Source organism: Ancylobacter polymorphus (assembly GCF_030813495.1).
GTDB classification, from domain to species: domain Bacteria; phylum Pseudomonadota; class Alphaproteobacteria; order Rhizobiales; family Xanthobacteraceae; genus Ancylobacter; species Ancylobacter polymorphus.
Genome location: NZ_JAUSUI010000001.1, coordinates 478,371 through 498,136, shown reverse-complemented (window position 1 = coordinate 498,136; position 19,766 = coordinate 478,371). Strand labels below are relative to the sequence as shown.

At 68.2% G+C, this 19,766-nt stretch carries 17 protein-coding genes; 6 read left to right on the top strand and 11 right to left on the bottom strand.

Annotated elements, in window-relative coordinates:
* Nucleotides 1-104 precede the first annotated feature (104 nt).
* From trkA to hflX, 5 genes are all read left to right on the top strand, one after another.
* Nucleotides 105-1,481 carry a Trk system potassium transporter TrkA gene (gene trkA / locus J2S75_RS02695; RefSeq protein WP_244376463.1) on the top strand — a complete coding sequence of 459 codons (1,377 nt, stop codon included), beginning with the start codon at nt 105-107 and terminating at the stop codon, nt 1,479-1,481.
* 15 nt (nt 1,482-1,496) lie between these two features.
* On the top strand, nt 1,497-2,945 hold the full coding sequence (locus tag J2S75_RS02690) for a TrkH family potassium uptake protein (protein ID WP_307017945.1): 1,449 nt from the start codon (nt 1,497-1,499) through the stop codon (nt 2,943-2,945).
* An 80-nt stretch (nt 2,946-3,025) separates the two neighbouring features.
* On the top strand, nt 3,026-3,886 hold the full coding sequence (locus J2S75_RS02685; protein WP_307017943.1) for a D-amino-acid transaminase: 861 nt from the start codon (nt 3,026-3,028) through the stop codon (nt 3,884-3,886).
* Between the two features lie 210 nt (nt 3,887-4,096).
* Nucleotides 4,097-4,348 carry an RNA chaperone Hfq gene (hfq, locus tag J2S75_RS02680; protein WP_013166585.1) on the top strand — a complete coding sequence of 84 codons (252 nt, stop codon included), beginning with the start codon at nt 4,097-4,099 and terminating at the stop codon, nt 4,346-4,348.
* Entirely contained in the window at nt 4,345-5,736 is a 1,392-nt protein-coding gene (gene hflX / locus J2S75_RS02675; RefSeq protein WP_370874081.1) for a GTPase HflX, read from the top strand. The genes hfq and hflX overlap by 4 nt, the downstream gene beginning before the upstream one ends.
* Nucleotides 5,737-5,870: 134 nt before the next feature.
* Here the strand turns inward: hflX and mazG are convergent, their stop codons facing one another.
* The 11 genes from mazG to J2S75_RS02620 form a co-directional block, all read right to left on the bottom strand.
* On the bottom strand, nt 5,871-6,704 hold the full coding sequence (mazG, locus tag J2S75_RS02670) for a nucleoside triphosphate pyrophosphohydrolase (protein ID WP_307017935.1): 834 nt from the start codon (nt 6,702-6,704) through the stop codon (nt 5,871-5,873).
* Between the two features lie 95 nt (nt 6,705-6,799).
* Entirely contained in the window at nt 6,800-7,600 is an 801-nt protein-coding gene (locus J2S75_RS02665; protein WP_307017933.1) for an MBL fold metallo-hydrolase, read from the bottom strand.
* 15 nt (nt 7,601-7,615) lie between these two features.
* Nucleotides 7,616-8,389, bottom strand: a complete 774-nt coding sequence (locus tag J2S75_RS02660; protein ID WP_307017931.1) for a TatD family hydrolase — start codon at nt 8,387-8,389, stop codon at nt 7,616-7,618.
* On the bottom strand, nt 8,386-9,942 hold the full coding sequence (metG, locus tag J2S75_RS02655; RefSeq protein WP_307017930.1) for a methionine--tRNA ligase: 1,557 nt from the start codon (nt 9,940-9,942) through the stop codon (nt 8,386-8,388). The genes J2S75_RS02660 and metG overlap by 4 nt, the downstream gene beginning before the upstream one ends.
* A gap of 31 nt (nt 9,943-9,973) precedes the next feature.
* A complete protein-coding gene (locus J2S75_RS02650) occupies nt 9,974-11,011 on the bottom strand; it encodes a DNA polymerase III subunit delta' (RefSeq protein WP_307017928.1) in 1,038 nt (345 codons plus the stop codon).
* Nucleotides 11,008-11,649, bottom strand: a complete 642-nt coding sequence (tmk, locus tag J2S75_RS02645) for a dTMP kinase (protein WP_307018488.1) — start codon at nt 11,647-11,649, stop codon at nt 11,008-11,010. The genes J2S75_RS02650 and tmk overlap by 4 nt, the downstream gene beginning before the upstream one ends.
* A gap of 224 nt (nt 11,650-11,873) precedes the next feature.
* Nucleotides 11,874-13,112, bottom strand: a complete 1,239-nt coding sequence (locus J2S75_RS02640; RefSeq protein ID WP_307017927.1) for a D-alanyl-D-alanine carboxypeptidase family protein — start codon at nt 13,110-13,112, stop codon at nt 11,874-11,876.
* A gap of 100 nt (nt 13,113-13,212) precedes the next feature.
* Complete coding sequence (locus tag J2S75_RS02635) at nt 13,213-14,361, bottom strand: septal ring lytic transglycosylase RlpA family protein (protein WP_307017925.1); 1,149 nt, start codon at nt 14,359-14,361, stop codon at nt 13,213-13,215.
* 288 nt (nt 14,362-14,649) lie between these two features.
* Nucleotides 14,650-15,312, bottom strand: coding sequence for a response regulator transcription factor (locus J2S75_RS02630; protein WP_307017923.1), 663 nt, complete (start codon nt 15,310-15,312; stop codon nt 14,650-14,652).
* Complete coding sequence (locus J2S75_RS02625; RefSeq protein ID WP_307017921.1) at nt 15,309-16,748, bottom strand: ATP-binding protein; 1,440 nt, start codon at nt 16,746-16,748, stop codon at nt 15,309-15,311. The genes J2S75_RS02630 and J2S75_RS02625 overlap by 4 nt, the downstream gene beginning before the upstream one ends.
* Nucleotides 16,745-17,272, bottom strand: a complete 528-nt coding sequence (locus J2S75_RS02620; RefSeq protein WP_307017919.1) for a hypothetical protein — start codon at nt 17,270-17,272, stop codon at nt 16,745-16,747. The genes J2S75_RS02625 and J2S75_RS02620 overlap by 4 nt, the downstream gene beginning before the upstream one ends.
* 448 nt (nt 17,273-17,720) lie before the next feature.
* On the opposite strand from J2S75_RS02620, the gene J2S75_RS02615 reads away from it, so the two are divergent.
* Nucleotides 17,721-19,625: a methanol/ethanol family PQQ-dependent dehydrogenase gene (locus J2S75_RS02615; protein WP_307017917.1), complete on the top strand. Its 1,905-nt coding sequence runs from the start codon at nt 17,721-17,723 to the stop codon at nt 19,623-19,625.
* The last annotated feature ends 141 nt before the right edge of the window (nt 19,626-19,766 follow it).

Genomic DNA, 19,766 nt, shown 5'->3' with positions numbered 1-19,766 from the left:
GTCTGCCGCGCCGTGCGAACCTGCTATAGAGAGACTCGCCAGGGAATGCCGGGGGGCCGTTCGCGGAAACCCTCCGGCGCCGGCGGGCAGGAGCGGGGGACGTCATGAAGGTCGTGATTTGCGGCGCGGGGCAGGTGGGGTTCGGCATTGCCGAGCGTCTGGCCGCAGAGCAGAACGACGTTTCCATCATCGACACCTCGCCCCGCCTCATCCAGGCGGTCACCGACACGCTCGACGTGCGCGGCTTTGTCGGCCACGGCTCGCATCCTGACGTGCTCGCCCGGGCGGGGCTGGAGGCGGCGGACATGCTGATCGCCGTCACCCTGCATGACGAAGTCAACATGATCGCCTGCCAGGTCGGCCATGCGCTGTTCGACGTGCCGACCAAGATCGCCCGCGTGCGCGCGCAGAGCTATCTGCAGGGCCATTGGCGCGACCTGTTCTCGCGCGACCATCTGCCGATCGATGTGGTGATCTCGCCCGAGCTGGAAGTGGGCGAGATGGTGCTGCGCCGCCTCTCGCTGCCGGGCGCCGTCGATACGGTGAGCTTCAACGACAGCAATGTCGTCGTGGTGGGCGTGCGCTGCCAGGAGGATTGCCCGGTCCTCGACACGCCGCTGCGCCAACTCACCGACCTGTTCCCGGATCTGCGGGCGGTGGTGGTGGCGGTCAACCGCAATGGCAAGACCTTCGTGCCGCGCTCCATCGACTCGCTGCTGGCCGGCGACCTCGCCTATTTCGTCGCTCATACCGATCAGGTGAGCCGCACTTTGTCGATCTTCGGCCATGACGAGCCGCCGGCGCAGCGCATCGTCATCGGCGGTGGCGGCAATATCGGGCTCTATGTCGCGCGCGAGCTGGAGCAGCGCAACCCGAAGGCGCGGGTGAAGATCATCGAGGACAAGATCAGCCGCGCCGAGGAGATCGCGCAGGAACTGAACCGGACCGTGGTGCTGCGCGGCAGCGCGCTGGACCGCACCATTCTGGAGGAGGCGGCGGTCGGCGATGCCGACACCATGATCGCGGTGACCAATGACGACCGGGTCAACATTCTCTCCTGCCTGCTGTCGCGCGAACTCGGCGCCAAGCGCATGCTCTCTTTGCTGAACGACCCGGCCTATCCCGCCTTCGCGCGCGGCCTCGGCATCGACGCCTATGTGAACCCGCGCCAGATCACCGTCTCCAAAGTGCTGCAATATGTCCGCAAGGGCCGCATCCGCGGCGTGCATTCGCTGCTGAACGGGGCCGGTGAGGTGATCGAGGCCGAGGCGCTGGAAACCTCGCCGCTGGTCGGCAAGCCGCTGCGCCAGCTCGACTTGTTCGACGGCATGCGCATCGGCGCGGTCATCCGCGCCGGGCGGGTCATGCTGCCGCGCGGCGACACCGTGATCCAGGCGCGCGACCGGGTGGTGATGTTCGCCCTCGCCGACAAGGTGAAGCGGGTCGAGCAGCTGTTCCGGGTCAGCCTTGAGTTCTTCTGAGAGAGGCCCCGGTTCATGATCGCGGTCGCACGCTACAGCGCACAGACGGCCGGCGTCATGGCCGGTTTCCTGCTGCTGGCCGCGCTGGTGTCGCTGTTCCGGCGCGAGCCGGGCGCCGACGTGTTCCTGATGACGGCGCTGCTCACCGTCTTCGGCGCGGGGGCGGTGCATCTCGCCGTGCGCAACCGGGCAGGGCGGCTGGACCGGCTCGCGGCCTATGGCTTGCTGCTGGTGCTGTGGCTCGTCGTGCCGATCATCGCCGCCGTGCCGATCGCCGCGACCACCACGCTCGGGCCGGTGCATGCCTGGTTCGAGGCGGTGGCGGCTTTCACCACCACCGGCCCGATCCAGATTCACGATCTCGACAAGGTGCCGCGGGCGACGCTGGGCTGGCTGCTGACCCTGCAATGGGCGGGCGGGTTGCTCACCCTTGTCGGTTTCGTCGCCGTGCTCGGCCCCGCCGGTCTCGGCGGCCTGCCGGACCGCAGCGCCCGCGCCAATCTGCTCGGCGTCACCCATCAGATGACGCTGGACGACGCGCTCCGCCTCGTGCTGCCGATCTATCTCGGCGCCACGGCCCTGTGCACCTTCCTGCTGTTCCTGCTCGGTCTGCGCCTGTTCGAGGCGCTCGGCCTCGCCGGCGCGGCATTGTCCACCGGCGGCCTGCTGCCGGATGCGGACGGCATCGCGGCCTATGGCCATTTCGGCATCAAGGCGGTGCTGATCCTGTTCATGCTGATCGGCGGAACGAGCCTGCTCTGGCAGCGCATGTTGCTCACACGCCGCTTCCGCCTTGCGCTCGGACAATATGAAAACATTGTCCTTTTCGCACTTTGCCTTGGCCTCGGCATCGCCGCCGCGGCGATTGGTTTCCGCACGCTGGGGAGCGGATTGTCGCTGCCCATCGCGCTGGAGGACGGGCTGTTCACCGCCGTCGCGCTTGTCACCACGACGGGCATCGAGCCGCATGCCGGCGCCTTTGCCAGCCTGCCGGTGACGGTGGTGCTCACCGTCGTGTTCATCGGCGGCGCCAGTTTCTCCACTGCCGGCGGGATCAAGATCTACCGTACCGGGGTGATGGTGCTGCAGAGCCTGCGCGAACTGGAGCGGCTGGTGCATCCCAGCGCCGTGCATCCGCGTCGTCTCGGGCAGCAGAATGTGACGCTGCAGATGATGAAGGCGATCTGGATCATGTTCGGCGTCGCCTGCACGGTGATCGGCGCGCTCACCGTGGCGCTCGCTCCGGCCATGCCGAGCTTCGAGGCGGCCTTCGTCGCTGTTGTGACGGCGCTGAGCAATGTCGGTCCGGTCTATGCCGTGAACTGGCAGCCGGACGTGAATTGGCCGGACTGGGGCGCGCTGCCGGCTTATGCGCAGCTTATACTGGCGCTGGCCATGATTCTGGGGCGGCTGGAAATTCTCGTCGTGCTGGGTCTGGCCAATTTCGCCCTGTGGCGACGTTAAGGAATATCAGGTCTCTATGGTGACGTGTTCACGCAATGCGTGAGCGGCTGACTCTGGCGAGACCGGGCTGAGGACATACGATGTCGCGCATTGCCTATGTGAACGGAGCCTATGTGCCGCACGCCGTGGCGGGGGTGCATGTGGAGGATCGCGGCTACCAGTTCGGCGACGGTGTCTATGAGGTCTGCGAGGTGCGCGGCGGACATATGGTGGATGAGCGCCGCCACATGGAGCGTCTGCTGCGCTCGCTGGGCGAACTGCGCATCCGCCTGCCGATGTCGCTGGCCGCGCTCGGCGTGGTGCTGCGCCAGACCATCGCCCGCAACCGCGTGCGCGACGGCCTCGTCTACCTCCAGGTCACGCGCGGCGTCGCCCGTCGTGACCATTATTTTCCCGATCCGGCGACGCCGCCCTCCCTCGTGGTCACCGCCCGCGCGATTGATCCGGCCAAGGGCGAGGCGGCCGCGGAGCAGGGGATCGGCGTGATCACCGTGCCGGACAATCGCTGGGAGCGGGTCGATATCAAGACCGTCGGCCTGCTGCCGAACGTCCTCGCCAAGGAAGCAGCGAAGCAGGCCGGCGCACGCGAAGCGTGGTTCGTCGATGCGGGCGGCCATGTCACCGAGGGCGGCTCGACCAATGCCTGGATCGTCACCCCGGAGGGCCGGCTCGTCACCCGCCCGGCGGAGTCCGGCATTCTGCGCGGCATCACCCGCACTGTCATGTTCGAGGTGGCGGCCGAGCTGCAACTGCGTATCGAGGAGCGCCCCTTCACCGTGGCGGAAGCGCTGGGCGCGCGCGAGGCTTTCGTCACTTCGGCCACCAACTTCGCCACCCCAGTGGTGCGAATCGATGGGCAGGCCATCGGTGACGGTCGGCCCGGCCCGGTGGCGCGCGCCTTGCGCGCCAACTACCACCGGCTTGCCGAAATCGCCCGCTGACACAGGTAATTCTGCCCGGCCGGCCGGCTGGCGGGTGCGGAAAGACCTTGCCAAGTGGAACCAACTTGGCGAAAGCATCTTGCGCGCCAGACATGCTATGCCATGTTTGGGGCGCACGTCTTTGTGCTTGACCGCTCCCGGACGGGGCGCAGAGCACAGGACGACCGCGCCGACCTACGAGCAACAACAAACAAACGGATCAAAAAAACCATGGCCGCGGAACGTTCGCAGAACCTCCAGGACACCTTTCTCAATCACGTCCGCAAGAACAAGACGCCGCTCACCATCTTCCTGGTCAATGGCGTGAAGCTGCAGGGAGTCGTCACCTGGTTCGATAATTTCTGCGTGCTGCTGCGCCGCGACGGCCATTCGCAGCTCGTCTACAAGCACGCGATCTCGACCATCATGCCCGGCCATCCGGTTCAGCTGTTCGAACCCGATGAGACCGGCGAGAAGGGCTGATCTTGGAGTTCAAGTCCTCCCGCACGTCGTCCGCCGGCCGTGCCGCCGGCCTGCCTGTCGAGCATGAAACCGAAGGCGACGCGACCCGCGTGGTGGTGATCGTTCCGCACCTGACCCGTCGCGGGGCAGGGGAGGAGGGCGTGCGCCGCTCGCCCGAGGCGCGGCTCGACGAGGCGGTCGGTCTCGTCCTCGCCATTGATCTTAAGCTTGTCGGCAGCGCGCTGGTTGGCCTGTCGCAGGTGCGCCCGGCCACCTATCTCGGCAGCGGCAAGGTCGAGGAAATCGCCGAGCTGGTGAAGGCGGAGGAGGCGGGGCTGGTCTTCGTCGACGCCCCGCTCAGCCCGGTGCAGCAGCGCAACCTCGAAAAGGCGTTCGCCGCCAAGGTGATCGACCGCACCGCGCTCATTCTGGAAATCTTCGGCCAGCGTGCGCGCACCAAGGAAGGCGTGCTGCAGGTCGAACTCGCCCATCTCAACTACCAGCGCAGCCGGCTGGTGCGCTCCTGGACCCATCTAGAACGCCAGCGCGGCGGCTTCGGCTTTCTCGGCGGCCCCGGCGAGACGCAGATCGAGGCCGACCGCCGGCTGATCGGCGAGCGCATCGTCAAGATCGAGCGCGAGCTGGAACAGGTCAAGCGCACCCGCGCCCTGCACCGCGCCAGCCGCAAGAAGGTGCCCTATCCCGTGGTGGCGCTGGTCGGCTACACCAATGCCGGCAAGTCGACCCTGTTCAACCGGCTGACCCGCGCCGACGTCATGGCGCAGGACCTTCTCTTCGCCACGCTCGACCCGACGCTGCGGGCGGTGCAGCTGCCCACCGGCGACAAGGTGATCCTATCCGACACGGTCGGCTTCATCTCCGATCTGCCGACCCAGCTCGTCGCCGCCTTCCGCGCCACGCTGGAAGAGGTGATCGAGGCCGATCTCATCCTGCATGTGCGCGACATGGCGCATGAGGACGCGGATGCGCAGGCGCATGACGTGAAAAGCGTGCTGGCCGATCTCGACATCGACCCCGAGGACGATCACCGCGTCATCGAGGTCTGGAACAAGATCGACCGGCTGGAGCCGGAGGCGAGGGCAGGGCTGTTCAACGCCGCCGCCCGCCGCGAGGGCGATGCCCGCCCGATTCCGGTCTCCGCGCTCACCGGCGAGGGCATGGAGCCGCTGCTCGCCACCATCTCGCAGCGTCTTTCGCGCGAGCGGGTGAGCCTCGCCGTCGATCTTGACGCTGCCGATGGCGGCAATCTCAGCTGGCTCTACCGCCACAGCGAGGTGCTGGAGCGGCGCCAGGACGCGGAAGGGCGGCTGCACCTCGCCGTGCGCGTGCCGCCGGACCGTGCCGAGCAGATCGAGCGTCGCTTCGGCGCGCGGCGGATCCGGGGTTAAGGCGCCACGACCCATCGTCATCCCGGGCGGCCGAAGGCCGATCCGGGATCGTGGCGGCGGGACGAGCGATCCCGGCTCTACGCTGCGCTTCGGCCGGGATGCGAAGGCGGGGAAGGCGGGCAGGGGCGAGCGCCCTACTCCTTCGGCGCGGCCGTCTTCGCCTCCTGCCACAGCGTTTCCATCTCATCGAGGCCCGCCTCCGCCGGCGTGCGCCCGGCCTGCGCCAGCCGGTCCTCGATATGGGCGAAGCGGCGGGTGAACTTCTCGTTGGTGCCGCGCAGCGCCGCTTCGGGGTCGACATCGAGGTGGCGGGCGAGATTGGCAAGCGCGAACAGCAGGTCGCCGACTTCTTGCCCCGCCGCCTTGCGGTCTCCCGAGACGATCTCGGCTTCCACCTCGTCGATCTCCTCGCGGATCTTGGCCAGCACGGGCCGCACCTCCGGCCAGTCGAAGCCGACCTTCGCCGCCTTGTCCTGCAATTTCACCGCGCGGGTGAGGGCAGGGGCGCCGGCCGGCACCCCATCCAGCGTGCGGCCCTGCCCCGGCTCCGGCGGCAGACCCCGCGCCGTCCGCCGGGCCGCGCGCCGCGCCTTCTCCTCCGCCTTGATGGCGTCCCAGGCCGCATTCACCGCCGCCACGTCGCGGCCGCGCGCGTTGCCGAACACATGCGGGTGGCGGCGGATCATCTTGGCGGTGATGGCCTCGACCACAGCGCCGAAATCGAAGGCGCCGCGCTCCTGCGCCAGGCGGGCGTGGAACACCACCTGCAGCAGCAGGTCGCCGAGCTCGTCGCAGAGGTCGTCGAGATCGCCGCGGGCGATGGCGTCGGCCACCTCATAGGCTTCCTCGATCGTGTAGGGCGCGATCGTGTCGAAGTCCTGCGCGAGGTCCCACGGGCAGCCGGTCTCCGGCGTGCGCAGCGCCGCCATGATCTCCAGCAGGCGCTCAATGTCGCGGGAGGGCGTCAATTCCGCCTCCGAGTGATTCGCAGAAGACATATTATGGAAAACAATCTCATGGGCGGGGGAGGTCGCAAGGGTGAGAAAGGCACGTTAAATGATTGTCAGAGCGTGATTTTCATGCCGTCATAGGCAGCGACCACGCCGTCCGGCAATTCCCGCGACAGCGTGGCGTAGTCGAGATCGGTGTGCAGGTTCGTCAGCACGGCGCGGCGCGGCTGCATCCGCTCGATCCAGGCCAGCGCCTCGCTGAGCGACAGATGCGTCGGGTGCGGCTTGGGCCGCAGCGCGTCGATGATCCACACATCGAGGTCGGCGAGATAAGCCAGGCTTTCTTCCGGCAGGTCGTGCAGGTCGCTGGAATAAGCCAGCCCGCCGATGCGGAAGCCATAGGAGATGATGTTGCCGTGGTACTGGCGGTACGCCTGCGCCTCGACTGTACCGCCGGGCCCCTCGACGCGGATGGTGTCGCCGGCGTGGAAGCGGTGCTCGGTCAGGATCGGCGGGTAGTCGCTGCCCGGCGGCGTCTCGAAGCAGTAGCCGAAGCGCTGGTGCAGCATCGCCGAGGTCTCGGGATCGACATGCACATCGATGCGGCGGCGGTTGAGGATGGTCAGCGGGCGCAGATCGTCGATGCCATGGGTGTGGTCGGCATGTTCATGGGTGAACAGCACGGCGTCGAGCCGGTCGACGCCGGCATCGATCAATTGCTCACGCAGGTCCGGCGAGGTGTCGATCAGCACCCGCGTCGGCCGCTCGGCGCCGTCGTCGCGGCGCTCGACCAGCATGGAGCAGCGGCGGCGGCGGTTGCGCGGTTCGTTCGGGTCGCACACGCCCCAGCCCTGCCCGACTCGCGGCACCCCACCGGAGGAGCCGCAGCCGAGAATGGTGAAGGTCAGCGCCATGGGGAGCGGAAGCCTCTAGGATGCGCGGGAGAACAGGCGGAAGAAATTCTGCGTCGTCAGCGCGGCGATCTCGTCGAAGGAGACCCCGCGCGCCTCGCCAAGTATACGGGCAGTCTCCACGACATAGGAAGGCTCGTTGCGCTTGCCGCGCCGGCTGTTGGGCGCGAGATAGGGCGCGTCCGTCTCCACCAGCACCCGGTCGGCCGGCAGGCTGGCGGCGATCTCCCGCAGCGGCGCACCGGATTTGAAGGTGAGGATGCCGGAGAAGGAGACATAGCCGCCCAGCGCCACCGCCCGGCGGGCGAGGTCCGGCCCGGCGGTGAAGCAGTGCAGCACGAAGCCGAAGGCGCCCTTCCCGCTTTCCTCTTCCAGGATCGCCGCGACATCCTCGTCGGCGTCGCGGGCGTGGATCACCAGCGGCAGGCCGGTGCGCCGCGCCGCTTCGATATGCCGGCGGAAGCCCGCCGCCTGCGCGTCGCGCGGGGCGGTGTCGTAGTGATAATCGAGCCCGGCCTCGCCGATGGCCACCACCTTGGGGTGGTCGGCGGCGGCCAGAATCTCCTCCAGCGTCACATCCGCTTCCTCGCCGGCATTGTGCGGGTGCGTGCCGACCGAGCAGAACACATCGTCGAAGCGCTCGGCGATCGCCCTCACCTCACCCGAGCGGCGCACGCGCGTGCCGATGGTGACGAGGCGGCCGACGCCGGCCGCGCGGGCCCGAGCGACCACGTCGTCGAGTTCCGCGGCGAAATCCGGGAAGTCGAGATGGCAGTGGCTGTCGACGATCATGACGCCGCCGGCGCCTCGGGCTCGACATAGCGCGGGAACACGCCGGCCGGCGCCGGCAGCACCGTGCCGCCCTGAAGCCGCCCGGCCGCGCCGAGGCTGGCGAAGCTGCGCGCGTCTTCAGGAATCGCCAGCAGGTCCAGCAGCTTGCCGGCACTTGTGGGGATGAAGGGCTGCGCCAGCAGCGCCACCTGCCGCACCACTTCCGCCGTGGTCCACAGCACGGTGCCGAAGCGCTCCGGGTCAGTCTTGCGCAATTCCCACGGCGCCGCGCCGGCGAAATAGCGGTTGGCGTCCGCCACCACCGACCAGATCGCGGCCAGCGCGTTATGAATCTGCTGGCCTTCCATCGCCTCGCGCACCTTGGCGCCCATGGCGTCGGCGGCAGCGAGGATCGCCGCGTCATCGTCCGAGAGCGGGCCGGGGGCGGGCAGCGCGCCACCGAGATTCTTGGCGATCATCGACAGCGAGCGCTGGGCGAGGTTGCCGAGGTCGTTGGCGAGGTCGGCATTGGTGCGGGCGACGATGGCCTCGTGGCTGTAGGAGCCATCCTGGCCGAAGGGAATTTCGCGCAGCAGGAAATAGCGCAGCGCATCGACGCCATAGGCACGGGCGAGGTCGAACGGGTCGATCACATTGCCGACCGACTTCGACATCTTCTCCCCGCGATTATGGATGAAGCCGTGCGCGAACACGGTTTTCGGCGGCTTGATCCCCGCCGACATCAGGAAGGCCGGCCAGTACACCGCGTGGAAGCGGATGATGTCCTTGCCGATGATGTGCAGGTTCGCCGGCCAATAGCGCTTGAAGCTGGCGCTCTCCGTGTCGGGATAGCCGACGCCGGTGATGTAGTTGGTGAGCGCGTCCACCCATACATACATCACATGGTCCGGGTCGCCCGGCACGGGGATGCCCCAGGAGAAGGTGGTGCGGCTGATCGAGAGGTCCTGCAGCCCGCCGCGTACGAAGCTCGTCACCTCGTTGCGGCGCACCTCGGGGCGGATGAAGTCCGGGTGCGCGTCGTAATAGTCGAGCAGCTTCTGCTGATAGGCGGAGAGGCGGAAGAAATAGCTCTTCTCCTCGGTCCATTCCACCGGCGTGCCCTGCGGGCCGAGGCGCACGCCATCGGGGTTCACCGTGGTCTCGTCCTCGGCGTAATAGGCCTCGTCGCGCACCGAGTACCAGCCGGAATAGGCGCCGAGATAGATGTCGCCCGCCTCCACCATGCGCTGCCAGATCGCCTGGGTGGAGGCGATGTGGTCGGCGTCGGTGGTGCGGATGAAACGGTCATAATTGACGCCGAGCAGCGCATCCATCTCCTGGAAGCGGGTGGCGTTCTTCGTCGCCCATTCCAGCGGCGTCAGCCCCTGCTTTTCCGCCGTCTGCGCCATCTTCAGCCCGTGCTCGTCGGTGCCGGTCAGGAAGAAGACGTCAAAGCCGTCCAGCTTCTTGAAGCGGGCCAGCGCGTCCGAGGCGATCTTCTCATAGGCGTGGCCGATATGGGGCGCGCCATTGGGGTAGTCGATCGCGGTGGTGATGTAGAAGGCGGGTCTCACGGCGGTATCCTGCGGAGCGACCAGCGCGCGATCAGGGGCGCAGGGCCTCGTTGAGCGACGCGAAGATCCGGAAGACGAGGGTCTTGCGGTCGAGATTATAGACATCGGCGTCGACCGCAGCGCGGCGAACCTTCTCCCACACCTCCGGGAGGCGTGCAAGACGAACGCTGGCGGTCTGGCGGCGCCCGGTGGCATGGTCGCTGATCCAGCCCTCCACCGTGCCGACAAAGCTCTGGAACGCCCCTCCCCGGTCGCCGGTGAGCTTCTCGCCGAGCGCATGCAGCGATCTGGGATCGACATCGGGCAGGGCGTCGAGCAGCACGCGGGTGGCGTTGCGCACGGCGAGCCCGTCGCCCTCCATCAGGGTCAGCGCCTCGCGCACGCTGCCGCCCGAGGCTTCCGCCGCCTCCGCGAAGCGGCTGCGGTCGAGGCCGGGCATGTGGGCGCTCAACCCTTCCAGCACCTCCACCACCTGCCCTTCCGACAGCGCGCGCAGCGGCACCATCCGGCAGCGCGAGCGGATGGTGGGCAGCAGCCGGCCCGGCGCGTGGCTCACCAGAAGGAACAGCGCGCGGTTCGGCGGCTCCTCCAGCGTCTTCAGCAGCGCATTGGCGCCCTGCGCGTTCATTTCGTCCAGCGTGTCGACGATGCAGACCCGCCAGCCGCCGAGCGCCGCCGTGGAGCCGAAGAAGCTGCGCACCCGGCGTACCTGTTCGGCCGGAATCATCGAGGGCAGCTTGCCGGTGTCGTTGGGCGTGCGCCGCAGCACCATCACATCGGGATGCGACAGCGCCGCCACCTGCCGCGCGGCGGGATGGCCGGGGTCGACGGCGAGGGAATGCGCCGGCGCGGCGCCGCCGGAAAGCACGAAGCGGGCAATGGCATAGGCGAGCGTCGCCTTGCCGATTCCTTCCGCCCCGCCGATCAGCAGCGCATGCGGCAGCCGCCCGGCATCCCAGGCGGTGCGCACCATCGCCTGCGCCTCCTCATGGCCGACGAGATGCGTGCTCTCGCGCGGCGCCGGCGCGGTGCCGAAGCGGTCGCCTTCCAGCGGGGGCGCGTCCTTCATGTCCGGCGTCTCCGGCGCGGGGAGGGCAGCTTCAGGCGGGTGGAAACCGCCTGCCAGATCGCCTCTTCCACCGCTTCGGGGGTGCCTCTGGCATCGATCAGCACGCAGCGCTCCGGCTCGCTCTCCGCCAGCGCGCGAAATGCCGCGCGCAACGCCCGGTGAAAGGCCAGGCCCTCGCTCTCGAAACGGTCGGCGCCCTGGCCGGAGCGGGCGGCGGCGCGGGCGAGCCCCTCCTCCGCCGGCAGGTCGAGAATCAGCGTCAGGTCCGGCCGCGTCTCGCCGACGGTCACCTGTTCCAGCGCCGCGATCAGGCGCGGATCGACATTGCCGAGCGCGCCCTGATAGACGCGGGTCGAATCGGCGAAACGGTCGCACACCACCACGGCACCGCGCGCCAGCGCCGGGCGGATGGTGGCGTCGAGATGGTCGGCGCGGGCGGCGGCGAACAGCGTCGCCTCGGCCAGCGGCCCCAGCGGCTTGGCGGCGCCCGACAGGATCAGATGGCGCATGATCTCGGCGCCGGTGGACCCGCCCGGCTCGCGCGTGCCGACGGCGTCGATGCCGGCCGCCTGCAGCCGCTCCAGCAGCCGGCGGACTTGCGTCGACTTGCCGGCCCCCTCCCCGCCTTCGAGCGTGATGAAGCGCCCAGTGGCCGGTGCCGCGGCTTTGGCGCGCGTGGCGGCCTTGCGCGCGGCCGGCGGCTTCTTCGCCTTTGGGGCGGCGGGCGCGGGCTTGGCGGCAGATGTGTCCTCCACCGTCTTCGGCTTCGCCGTGCGGCGGGGCTTGGCCGGCGGATTGGCCGGCGCCTTCTCGGTGCTCTCGGCGGAATCTGGCGCGTGCGGGGGCGTGCGGGTCGGCATGCTCAGCCGGTGATCTTGGCGTAGCCCTGGCGCAGCAGGCTCACCATCAGTTCATAGGCACCGTCCATCGCCCGGCGCCAGAGCGGCCCGGCGGGCACGGTTTCGGCGGCGACGAGCGGCACTTCCAGCGAAAGCTGCTCGCCGCGATAGACCATGAGCCGCGCCAGCACCTCGCCCTTCTCCACCGGCGCCGGGATCGGCCCCTCGAAGCGGATGCGCGCCACCAGCTTCTCGTCGCCATTGCGCGGAATCAGCACCCGGATCGGCGTGTCGCTGGTCAGCGGGGCGCCATTGCGTTCGCCGCCATAGAGCGTTGCCTCTCCGACGATCTGCCCGGCCTCGAACAGGGTGCGCGATTCGAAGGAGCGGAAGCCCCATTCCAGCAGCTTGCGGGCATCCTCGGCCCGCTCCTTCTCGCTCTTGGCGCCCATGATGACGACGACGAGCCGCTGCCCGTTCTGGATCGCCGAGCCGACCAGGTTGAAGCCGGCATCCTTCTGGTAGCCGGTCATGAAGCCGTCCGCGCCCAGGCTCATGCCGAGCAGCGGGTTGCGGTTGTTCTGGCGAATCTTGTTCCAGAGGAAATCCGGCTCGCTGTAGATCTTATAGAGGTCGGGATAGTCGCGGATGATGTGGACGGCGACCTTGGCCATGTCGCGCGGCGTGGTCTTCTGGTCGGGATCGGCGAGACCGCTGGCGTTGACGAACAGCGAGCCGGTCAGGCCGAGCCGCTTGGCCTCCTGGTTCATCTTCACGGTGAAGGCGAGTTCGTTGCCGGAAATGCCTTCCGCCAGGACGATCGCCCCGTCATTGCCCGAGGGGATGATGGCGCCGCGCAGCAGGTCGCTGACCTTGATCATGCTGTTGACGGCCGCGAACATGGTGGAACCGCCCGATGGGGCCCCTCCCCGCCGCCAGGCATATTCGCTCACCTTGAATTCCTGATCGGGCGACAGCCGGCCGGAGGTGATCTCGCCGAACACCACGGCCATGGTCATCAGCTTGGTGATGCTGGCGGGCGCGCTCGACGTGTCGGCCGCACGCTCGAACAGCACCGAGCCGCTGTCATAGTCGAGCAGAATCGCCTGCGGGGCCGCGATGTCAGGCGCGGTCTGCGCCGAAGCGGGGGAAAAGCCGGCGGCAAGGAGGAGCGCAACCAGCAGGGCGGGGGCGATTCCGCCGGTCGCATGTCCGCCTTGGACGGGATGGCGGCGCGGGAACAGGATGCGCAACAGCTTCACGGTCGGTCCTCCCCGGCTCCGGGCAGAGTTAACAGCCGGAGGTCGCCACCGCAATGCGGCAGCGATGCGGCCTTGCCGGAACGCAGGCGCCCGGAGGGCGTCAGTACAGCCCGCGACCCATATCGGCCGGGCCACTGCCGTCGGACGGCGCATAGCCCATCACCGGCTGCGGGCCGACCATCCAGCCGGCGGGCGCGCCGGTGGCGGGCGCCGGCGCGGTGCGGGCCGGCTGCAGGCTTGCCACCTGCACCGCGCCTGCCGGCGCGGCGGCGGGCTTGGCGGTCTTGGAGGCGGCGCTGTTCGCCGCCACGTTCTTGGTCGCCACGTTCTTGGTCGCCACGTTCTTGGCCGGCGCGGCCGGGCGCGGGGCCGGCAGGGCGGCGGCGACCACCGCCGGGCGGGGCGCGGCGGCGGGACGCGGCGCAGCGGCGACGCGGGCGGGCGCGGCCGGCGCGGGAACGGGCTGGTAGAGCGTGGCCACCTCGGCCACCTGCTGCTCTTCCACAGGCTCGCCGAGATCGAACGGGCGGCTCGGCGGCACCGGCACATTGGCGGCGGTCAGGCCGCGCAGCGGGCCGGCGGACGCTACCATGACGGTCGAGGCATCGGCGGGCTTGCCGTTCATGCGCAGGGTGGAGGCGAGCTGGATGTCGTCGGAGCCTTCCAGCGGCGCGCGCCCGACATATTCCACACGCACGCGGGCGGTGCCGTTATTCTTGAAGCCGAGCAGATCGGCCGCGCGGTGCGACACGTCGATGACGCGGTTGTCGTGATACGGCCCGCGATCGTTCACGCGCACCACCATGGAGCGCTTATTGTCGAGATTGGTCACCCGGACATAGGACGGCATCGGCAGCGTCGGATGCGCGGCGGCGATGGAGTTCATGTCGAAGACTTCGCCATTGGCGGTCAGGCGGCCATGGAAATCGTCGCCATACCAGGAGGCGAGCCCTTCGGCCTTGTACTTGTCCGGCTCGGTGGGAACATAGGTCTTGCCGGCGACGACATAGGGCTTGCCGACACGGTAGGTGCCGCCGCCCTTGGGCACGGGCTGGCCGGGCTGCACCACGCGCGGGCTTGCGGAGACGCCGTATTTCGGATCGATCTTGCTCGTCAGGCTGGGTCCGCCCGTGCAGTTGGCCACCAGCAGGCCGATGCCGCACAGGGCGGCGACCCGGCCGAACCGGACAAAGGCCCGATCCGCCACGCGGCGGCGGCAGGCCTCGGCAAGAGCAGGATATGTCCCCATTCACCCCGAACCGTCTGTGAGCGCCGTCTTCGGCGGGAGAATCCCGGCGAAGGCCGACGCGCTGCACTCAAGATCTCCGGCAAGATAGCGGCGATCCGACTTGGTGTCTCTCAGGAGGCTGTCCGAGTGGGGCGAAAATGCGGCGCATCGCTCGGCATGGTGAACGAAGTGTAAGTGACGAAGCGGCAACGACATTCCGGCACCGCCGCCATCGGTGCCAAGGCACCCCCGCCACAGTTCGGCCCCGGCACATTACGAAACCGTCATGTCGTGCGGTTCACCGGGCCCTCACATCATGCGGGGCCGGCCGCTGGCGCCGACGGGCGAGGTCGAGAGATACTGGATCGAACAGCGCACCAGCTCGGGCAGGCTGTTCGCCCCCAGCTTGGCTTTCAGCGCCGAGCAGGTGTTGGCGACGGTCTTGTAGCTGATGCCCAGCTCGTCGGCGATGAGGGTGTAGTCCTTGCCCTCGGCGAGCAGCGACAGTGTCTGCAATTCGCGCGGGGTGATGTCGGCGAGCGGCGCGGTCTTGCGCGAGCCGAGCATGGCCACCTGCAGGGCGAGGTCGTGGCTCATATAGGGCTGGCCCTTGCGCACCCGCTCGAAGGCTTCCAGCAGCGCGCCGGAGGAGGTGTCTTTCAGCACATAGCCATTGGCGCCGGCTTCCAGCGCGCGGCTGGCGATGACGGGGTCGCCATGCATGGAGAAGACGAGGATCGGCGTGCGCGGGTCCTGCATGCGCAGGCGCCGCACCAGCACCAGCCCGCTGAGCCCATTGCCCTGCAGCGCGAGGTCGACGATCACCACATCCGGCCGCTCGCGCCGAAAGAGGCGATAGCCGGCCAGCACGGTGCTGGCTTCCAGCACCCGCTCCACGCCGGCATCTTCCAGCAGACGGCGGCAGCCCTGCAGCACGATGGGGTGGTCGTCGATCACGAGTGCGCAGGTCATTGGGCGGCAAGCCTTTCCGGAGCGGCCGACAGGCCGAATTGATAGGGCTGGGCGGGAATCGTCACGTCGATTCGCGTCCCGCTGGGCACGACGGGCAGGATACGCCATGTGCCGCCCAGCGCGCTGATGCGCTCTTCCATGCCGATCAGCCCGAAGCCGTGCGGGGCGCCGGCGGCGATGCCGGTGCCGTCATCCTCGATGGCGAGGTCGATCCGGCCGGCGCGGCGGTCGGCTCGCACGGTGATGGCGATGTTGCGCGCAGCGCCATGGCGCAGCGCATTGGTGACGGCTTCCTGGATGCAGCGATAGAGCGTGATGTCGACGCTGTCGCCATAGCGCTCCGCCAGCCCCTCGGCGGAGAGCGTGATGCGCCGGCCGGGCGAATGGCTTTCGAAATCGGCGACGAGATCCGCCAGCACGGCCGCCAGCGGCACATGGCCGAGCGCCATGGGGCGAATCTTGCGCAGCAGGCGGCGGTTGAGCCCCTGAATGCGGTCGAGAATCTCCGTCATGGTGGCGATGCGCTCGCCCATGCGCTGGCCCAGCGCCGGCTCGGCGCGGAGGGCGAGGCGTTCGATCGACTCGAGGTTGGCCCGCAGCCCGAACACGCAGGGGCCGAGCTCATCGTGCAGATCGGAGGCGATCTGCCGCCGCTCGTCATCCTGCACACTCACCAGCCGCTCATTGAGCCGGCCATTATCCTCCCGCGCCACCTTCAGCGCCGCGCCCAGCGCGTTGAAGCGCTCGGCGATCACCGCCAGCTCGCGGATGCGCGGCGGGTCGAGCCGGTGCTCGAAGCGGCCGGCCTCCAGCTCCGACAGGCCGGCGGACAAGGTGCGCAGCGGCATCAGCAGCCGGCCGAGCACCAGATAGAGCGCGGCGAGAATGGCGATGTTCACCGCCGCGGCCAACAGGGCGAGGTCGGACATGTCCTCCCACACTTCGGCGATCTCGTCGGAGGCTTCGCCGGCGACCCTCACCTGCCCCACCGTGGCGCCGTTCTCGACGATCGGCACCACCACCTCCTGCCCTTCCGCCGAGACCAGCCAGGTGAACCAGCCGGGCACCTCGCCCTCATGCGGCTCGCTCTCCGCCGGGGCGATGTCCAGCGCCGTGCCGGCGCGGTCCTCGATGCGGATGCGGACATGGCGCAGCCCGCTAATGTGCAGCGGCAGCTGCGCCAGCGAGCCGGTGGCGCCCTGTTCGCTGGCGAGGCGCTCCACCGTTTCCTGCACGAAGCGCTCGGCCACGGCGAGCGAGGACAGCATTTCCGCCTCGGTGGCGCGGCGCGCATTGGCGATGATGACCGCCACCGCGACCAGCGCCGCGCACAGATTGATGGCGACGATGGCGGCCAGCACCTGCCAGCGCAGCGAACGGCGCTGCCATAGGCCGAAGGAGGGCGGGAGAGGTGCGGCGGCGCCGGAGGGGGTCACGGTGCAGGGTTCCCGGATTTCAGCGCGGGCTGCTCGGCCAGCGCCGCCAGCGCGGCGGTGCGGTCGAGGCCCTGTTTGCGCAGATTGTAATAATGCTGGCACAGATCGCTGAAGCCGGCGCGGGAGCCCTTCCCCGCCAATGTGGAGAAATCGGCGATGATTTCGCGCGCCGTCTCCCTGATGCCGATCTCCGACAGCATGGTCTCCAGCTGCACCGAACGGTTGGCGATCATCCGCCCGGTCTCGCCGAAGCGATCATCGGCGGCGTCGAGCACATCGTGCCACGCCTTCGCCGCCGGTGCGTTCGCCGCCACATCCGCCCCCGCGTCGCGGCTGGCGAGCCAGACCTCCGGATCGGTGTCGTCGGTCGGCTGAAGCCAGGTCTTGCGGGCGATGGCGCTGGCCTCCGGCGCAGCGACGCGCTCGCGCGTTTCCGGCTCGCTCTCGCCCGGGCAGCCGGCGAGGCCGAGAGCGAGGACGGCGCTCAGCGACAGGCGCAGAAGGGAAAAGGGCGAGCTGCTCATCTATACTTATGAACTTCTTATGAGGGCGGCCACAAACAGCGCTTCGTAACAGTACCGCTCCGGCGGTGCCGGCGCCAGCATCATCGGCAAAGCCTGCGTCCGGGGTGCAGCATAAGGCTTCAACCCGCTGTCAGAGAAGCATTTTCGTGCAATTTGGGCAAGGCTTCCGGCAGTGCTGGGTGAGTTATCTGTGGGAACGGGAAAAAGTTCCCGCCCCGAATTTCCATTCTGCCTAAAGACAATAAATCCGAGCGCGGCGAACAATACTCCCAGAACAGTCAATGTTCTTAGAAAATCATAAGAATTCTCCGCCGTTCCCTAAGACAATCTCATGGAACTGCCCACGCATGAGGGGGCGCGGCGAGGGATAAAAGAGACCCGCACGTCGACGGCAAAGCCGGGGCGCAGCGGGGCGGCTTGGGAAGTAGGAAACGCGAGGGAAGACCCAATGAGCCGACTGTACACTTCGGTGTCTGCGCTCTCAGTCGCCGCCGTCATGGCGGCCGCGATGAGCCTCGGCGCCTCGGCGCCGGCGGTGGCCAACGACAAGCTCGTCGAGCTGTCGAAAAGCACCGACAACTGGCCGATGACCGGCAAGAACTACAACGCCAACAATTACAGCGAAGCCAAGGAAATCACCAAGGCGAACGTCAAGCAGCTGCGTCCTGCCTGGTCGTTCTCCACCGGCGTGCTGTCCGGCCATGAGGGCACCCCCCTCGTCGTCGACGGCGTGATGTACATCCACTCGCCCTTCCCCAACACGACCTTCGCGGTCGGGCTGGACGATCCGGGCAAGATCCTCTGGCAGCACAAGCCGAAGCAGAACCCGACCGCCCGCGCGGTGGCGTGCTGCGACGTGGTCAATCGCGGCCTCGCCTATTGGCCGGGCAATGGCAAGGTCGGCCCGCTGATCATCAAGACCCAGCTCGACGGCAATGTGGTCGCGCTCGACGCCAAGACCGGCGAGGAGTACTGGAAGCTCGAAAACTCCGACATCAAGGTCGGCTCGACGCTCACCATCGCGCCTTACGTGGTCAAGGATTCGGTGCTGATCGGCTCCTCGGGCGCCGAACTCGGCGTGCGCGGCTATGTCACCGCCTATGACATCCCCACCGGCGCCCAGAAGTGGCGCGCCTATGCGACCGGGCCGGACGAGGAAGTGCGCCTCGCCGACGACTTCAACAGCGCCAACCCGCAATACGGCCAGAAGGGCCTCGGCAAGGCGACCTGGGAAGGCGAGGCCTGGAAGATCGGCGGCGGCACCAACTGGGGCTGGTACGCCTTCGACCCCGGCACCAACCTCTTCTACTACGGCTCGGGCAACCCGGCGCCGTGGAACGAGACGATGCGCCCGGGCGACAACAAGTGGACGATGACCATCTGGGGTCGCGACATCGACACGGGTAACGCCAAGTTCGGCTACCAGAAGACCCCGCACGACGAATGGGATTATGCCGGCGTCAACGTCATGATGCTTTCCGAGCAGCAGGACAAGGAAGGGAAGATGCGCAAGCTTCTCACCCATCCCGACCGTAACGGCATCGTCTACACGCTCGACCGCACCAATGGCGACCTCGTCTCGGCCGACAAGATCGACGACACGGTCAACTGGGTGAAGAAGGTCGACCTGAAGACCGGCCTGCCCGAGCGCGACCCGGAATTCGGCACGCGCATGGACCACAAGGGCCGCGACATCTGCCCCTCGGCCATGGGCTACCACAACCAGGGACATGACTCCTACGATCCGGAGCGCAAGTCCTTCTTCATGGGCATCAACCACATCTGCATGGACTGGGAGCCCTTCATGCTTCCCTACCGTGCCGGCCAGTTCTTCGTCGGCGCGACCCTGTGGATGTATCCGGGCCCGAAGGGTGACCGCCAGACCTATGAAGGTCTCGGTCAGGTGAAGGCCTATGACGCCATCAACAACAAGTTCAAGTGGCAGGTGATGGAACGCTTCGCGGCCTGGGGCGGCACGCTCGCCACCGCTGGCGGCGTGATGTTCTACGGGACGCTGGACGGCTTCATCAAGGCGCGCGACAGCGACACCGGCGAGCTGCTGTGGAAGTTCAAGCTTCCCTCCGGCGTGATCGGCCACCCCATGACCTACACCCATAATGGCAAGCAGTACGTCGCCATCTATTACGGCGTCGGTGGCTGGCCGGGCGTCGGCCTGGTGTTCGACCTCAACGACCCGACCGCCGGCCTCGGCTCGGTGGGCGCCTTCAAGCAGCTCCAGCACTACACCCAGATGGGTGGCGGCGTGATGGTGTTCTCGCTCAATGGCGACGGCCCCTACAGCGACCCGAACGTTGGCGAATACTCGACCAACGTCATCCAGGGCGGCGGCTGATCCTTCGCCTGACACGCCGCCGGCCGCCCAGCGCGGCGGGCGGCGCTGTCTCCGAAGGCCGGGCGACCGACGGCTGCCCCGCCGCCGGTCGCCCAAGGAACGGGGACGCGCACCGACAAGGGCTCACCGCCGGTGCCGCGT